Source organism: Mucilaginibacter sp. (genome assembly GCF_036383575.1).
Taxonomy (GTDB): Bacteria; Bacteroidota; Bacteroidia; order Sphingobacteriales; family Sphingobacteriaceae; genus Mucilaginibacter.
On sequence record NZ_DASVOB010000016.1, the window covers coordinates 1 to 4,542 of the forward strand.

General features: G+C 40.7%; 4 protein-coding genes and 1 pseudogene. 4 read left to right on the forward strand and 1 reads right to left on the reverse strand.

The features are described 5' to 3' along the window. The 3 genes from VF500_RS00505 to VF500_RS00515 form a co-directional block, all read left to right on the forward strand. Positions 1–813: amino acid permease C-terminal domain-containing protein (locus VF500_RS00505; RefSeq protein WP_330857798.1), on the forward strand; the 813-nt coding region annotated here is incomplete at its 5' end. A 5-nt stretch (positions 814–818) separates the two neighbouring features. Further along, positions 819–1,232 carry a DUF5655 domain-containing protein gene (locus tag VF500_RS00510; RefSeq protein WP_330857799.1) on the forward strand — a complete coding sequence of 138 codons (414 nt, stop codon included), beginning with the start codon at positions 819–821 and terminating at the stop codon, positions 1,230–1,232. 98 nt (positions 1,233–1,330) lie between these two features. Next, positions 1,331–1,972, forward strand: coding sequence for a hypothetical protein (locus tag VF500_RS00515; protein WP_330857800.1), 642 nt, complete (start codon positions 1,331–1,333; stop codon positions 1,970–1,972). Between the two features lie 115 nt (positions 1,973–2,087). On the opposite strand, the gene VF500_RS00520 is transcribed toward VF500_RS00515, so the two are convergent. After that, on the reverse strand, positions 2,088–4,037 hold the full coding sequence (locus VF500_RS00520; protein ID WP_330857801.1) for a KUP/HAK/KT family potassium transporter: 1,950 nt from the start codon (positions 4,035–4,037) through the stop codon (positions 2,088–2,090). A gap of 269 nt (positions 4,038–4,306) precedes the next feature. On the opposite strand from VF500_RS00520, the pseudogene VF500_RS00525 reads away from it, so the two are divergent. Further along, positions 4,307–4,542 (forward strand): annotated as a pseudogene (locus VF500_RS00525) (hypothetical protein); the annotation flags it as partial.

Below are 4,542 nucleotides of genomic sequence, written 5' to 3' on the forward strand. Positions count from 1 at the left end.
ATCTGGATGAGCATGAGCCGCGACGGTTTGTTGCCTAAAGCTTTTTCGCGTATCCATCCAAAATATCAAACGCCGGCCTTTGCAACCGTGGTAACCGGGTTTGTGGTTGCTGTTCCCGCGTTATTTATGAACCTTACCGAAGTTACCGATTTGACCAGTATAGGTACCCTTTTTGCCTTTGTACTGGTTTGCGGCGGTGTGTTATTGCTTCCGCGCGAAGAAGCGGTTAAAGGTAAATTTCACCTGCCTTATGTAAATGGTAAATTCATTATACCAATTATCACGCTTGTGATTTTGGGCTCGGTTGCCTGGTTTAAGCCGGCTGCCCAGGTTGAAATGATGCAGTTTAAAAAACTGAAAGACCGGAGCGACATCATTGATAACCTGGATAACAATGATAAGTTGAGCCTGCTTAAAACCACCAATCAGCTTTACAACACCCACGTAGCCGCCCAGCCTGATTCGGCTAAGAAATATTTTAAGGATATTGAGGAAGATAAATTCAATACTGCAGTAAGGCAAACAAGTGATATCAGCGATGCTAAAAAATATAACCTTGGCATTAATGGTTTTCTGTACAATTTCCCTAACTATCTTTTCTTTATTCTGATCATCATCATAGCGGTTTACAGCTTTATTAAAAACTTTTCGCTTATCCCGGTTTTAGGGCTCATGAGCTGTTTTTACCTCATGACCGAGCTTGGCTATACCAACTGGCTCAGGTTTTTGATATGGCTGGTAATAGGCCTGGTAATTTATGCTACCTACAGCTATAAAAATAGCGTGTTAGGCAGAGAAGCTAAAACGGCATAAATATCATGTGGACCTGCCCCTTATGCGAACGTGAATTTACTGCCACCAACCAGGTGCATTCATGTCGTGACAGGGAACTATCAGAAGCGCTAAGCGGAAAATCGCCACATACTATTGCCCTTTTTGACCATTTGGTTGATGAGTATCTTCAAATTGGTCCGGTTAAAGTTTACCCTACCAAAAGCATGATCGGTTTAGGGGCAAGGGTGAACTTTGCTTATGTTACCCAACTGGGTAAAAACTTTATTGATGTGGTTTTTCCGTTTGATAAGGTTTATGATGATAACCTGTGCTTCTGTAAAATAAAACAGGTGCCTGGTACCAATCAGTATAATCATTACTTCAGGATGTATTTTAAGGAAGATATCAATGATGAAGTAAGGAAGTATATGCGGATGGCGTGGGACAAAAGCACCTAAAATCTTTCAAAAAACAATCAATAATCTACCACGGGTTACGCTGCGCTAAACCAGTGGCAGATCGTGATTGAGCTATATTAATACGACATAAAAGATTTATGCTAAGCATCGAAATACTGGAAAATCTCAGATCAACAAAATCAGACAATCGGAGAAAGGCTGCGAAAGAGATAGGGGAAAAAAATCTTGAAGAGTTTGGTGAACCATTGTTCGAAGCATTGAACCTCGAAATGAGAAAAAATACCTGGGAAACAAAGGTTGAGATGATAATTTCCTTGGGTAAAATGCGGCATTTACCTTCCTCTGGTTTAATAGATAGTATTGTTTTAAATAATAATCCTCATGATATGATTACATATGCTGCGGCACAAACCTACGTGAGATTAAAAAGACAATCTATTAACGACGCCGTTCCAGTGATCAATTTATTGAAGAATGGAGGTTTATCGACGGTAGACGGCGCTTTACTTGTACTGGGGGTAGATCGCATGTTGCCTCCTGCTTCACAAATTTCAGAACTTATAACCCTTGGATGGGACTTGCATCTTCACAGAGATCGGGTCGGATACGAAAGAAATTTTGTTGACCCAAGATATGGTTTGATACTTGCTTGTTCGGGCTGGGACAAAAAACTTACGCTGCCATTTTTAGATCATTGCCTAAAGACTAACCCCAATGAACAAAGGTTAAACCAAACGATCGAAAACGCCAAAAAAGGTAAATATTTTGAAACCAGATAATAGCCCTAAGAAGTAGATTAGATTGAGAAATGGCTACATTGGGACAATATACATAATAAAAAAGAAAAGCCGCCAGGAAATCCGGACGGCTTTTCTTTTTTTTAATGGATATGTTTTAATTAACCCGATGAATTTCAATTGCTTCAGGTATGGCAAGTACCAGCGGTACTTTCTCAACCGTTACAAAGCTCAGGTCGAGGCCAAAACCGCGCTCTTCGGATAAGCTCACTTTTTTAAGCTGCTTGTAGTAATCCATAATAAACCTTTCAACGAACGACAGGTTGTGCGAACGGGAGAAGATCTTCTCAATTACCACAAAGCGGAAATCGCCCACAATTTTGTGTTTGTTCAGTGATTTGTAGGTACTGGTAATATCAACCTCTCCTTTTTTAACCAGGTCTTCCACTACTTTTCTGAATAGCAGGTTTATTTGCTGTTCAACACGGAAACCGAGTTTAAAGTCAATGCGGATGAGTTTGTTTGGTACCAGGTGGTCAACCTCATATTCGCGTTTGTAAGGCTCGTCCACTACATCAACGTGTACCAGCCAGTAAACGTCGGCACGTTTAGGCTGCTTTTGCAGTATAGAGTAAACAATTTTTGATTCAATTTCTGAGTTAAAGTTGGCACTGGTTAAGTATACCAGTTGCGAAGCGTATTTAGGTACGCTTTCGTCAAGACTTAACTCGGTAATAATATCAAAATAATCCTCGATCTCAACAAACTTAACATAGCGGTTCCTGATCTTACGGGCGGTATGCCAGGTCCACATTACGGTGAACAGCACAAAGCCAATTGATAGGGTAAACCAGCCACCATCTAAAAATTTATGCAGGTTACCGGTAAGGAAGGTGCCTTCAATAAGCAGGTAGACCACCAAAAACGTATTGATAATATAGTTTGGAACCTTTTTGCGTTTCAGGAATTTGGATACCAATATGGTGGTCATGAGCATGGCTACGGTGATACTTAAACCGTAAGCAGCCTCCATTTTGTCTGAATGCTGGAAAATCAGCACCACGCCTAAACAGCCTGCCCAAAGCAGCCAGTTAACGCTGGGCACATACAGCTGTCCTTTTTGCTCAGATGGATAATTGATCTTCACTTTTGGCCAAAGGTTAAGCCTTACAGCCTCGGCGATAAGCGTGAACGATCCGGATATAAGTGCCTGGCTGGCAATGATAGCGGCCACGGTAGCGATGCCGATACCATATATAAGGAACCACTGGGGCATAATTTGATAAAAAGGGTTTTGAGCGTTAAGGTCCATAACATGGCCATTACGCTGCAACAGCCAAACTGCCTGGCCCAGGTAATTCAAGATCAGGCATATTTTTACATACACCCAGCTTACGCGGATGTTAGCTTTACCGCAATGGCCAAGATCAGAGTATAAAGCCTCGGCACCCGTTGTACACAGGAAAACCGCACCTAATATGATGAACGCACCATCACTTGAGCTTGAAGTAAGCAATTTGAACGCATAGTATGGGTTTAAAGAACGGATGACCCATGGATCATGCACAATATAAATGATACCCAAAACGCCCATCATGGTAAACCACAGGAACATAATAGGCCCAAATGCCTTACCCACCAGCGATGTGCCAAATTGCTGTATGATAAATAGTACCGTAATAATGGCCATCACCACGTACACTGTTGGTAAGTTCGGATAATACGTTTGCAAACCTTCAATAGCCGATGATATGGTAATTGGCGGGGTAATGATACCATCGGCAAGGAGGGCACAACCGCCCACAACCGCTGGCACAATAAGCCATTTTGCTTTACGCCTAACTAAGGAGAACAGCGAAAAAATACCACCTTCACCTTTGTTATCGGCCCTTAAAGTTATCACCACGTATTTTAAAGTGGTTTGCAGGGTTAATGTCCAAAAAATGAGTGAAACACCTCCAAGAATTAATGTTTCTGAAATTTGACGTTGACCAACAATGGCCTTGAATACGTATAATGGGGAGGTACCAATATCACCGTAAATTATTCCTAAACTGATCAAAAAGCCAGCGGCCGACAGTTTATGCAGATCTTTATGATTTGACACTTTTATGATTTAGAGATGGCAAAAATATTAATTTTTTTGGTTAAACCATTATACTGATTAAACGTATAAGGAAATAATGTGTCTACCATACAATAAGGTTACACATTTTGTTAAAATTTGTTAAAAAGATTTACAAAAACATTATTATTTAATGGGATGAGGGCATTATTTATACTTTTGTAGAATTATACTAAATAATGAGGCGAAATTTTACATATTCTTATGTTTATACCTACACGTGGGTCGTGATAATTGCGATGGCAATTTTCATGAACTTCGCCTTTGTTGTTGATGGGCATACGCTAAAGTCTGATACCGTGTATCTTAGAGGTAAAAATAAGACTGCTAAAACATCTTATTTAAAGAATGGCCTGCACCTTTCGCTTCCCCCGTTAAAGCCTGCTGTTACTTCAAATGTTAAGTTAAGCGTATCCCGGCCGGATGATAAACTGTTAAGTGATGTGCAATTGTACCCTAACCCGGTAACCGATCAGATCAACCTCAA

Coding starts and splice junctions, on each gene's coding strand:
- VF500_RS00510 (WP_330857799.1), top strand. CDS start 819: ATGTGGACCTGCCCCTTATGCGAACGTGAATTTACTGCCACCAACCAG.
- VF500_RS00515 (WP_330857800.1), top strand. CDS start 1,331: ATGCTAAGCATCGAAATACTGGAAAATCTCAGATCAACAAAATCAGAC.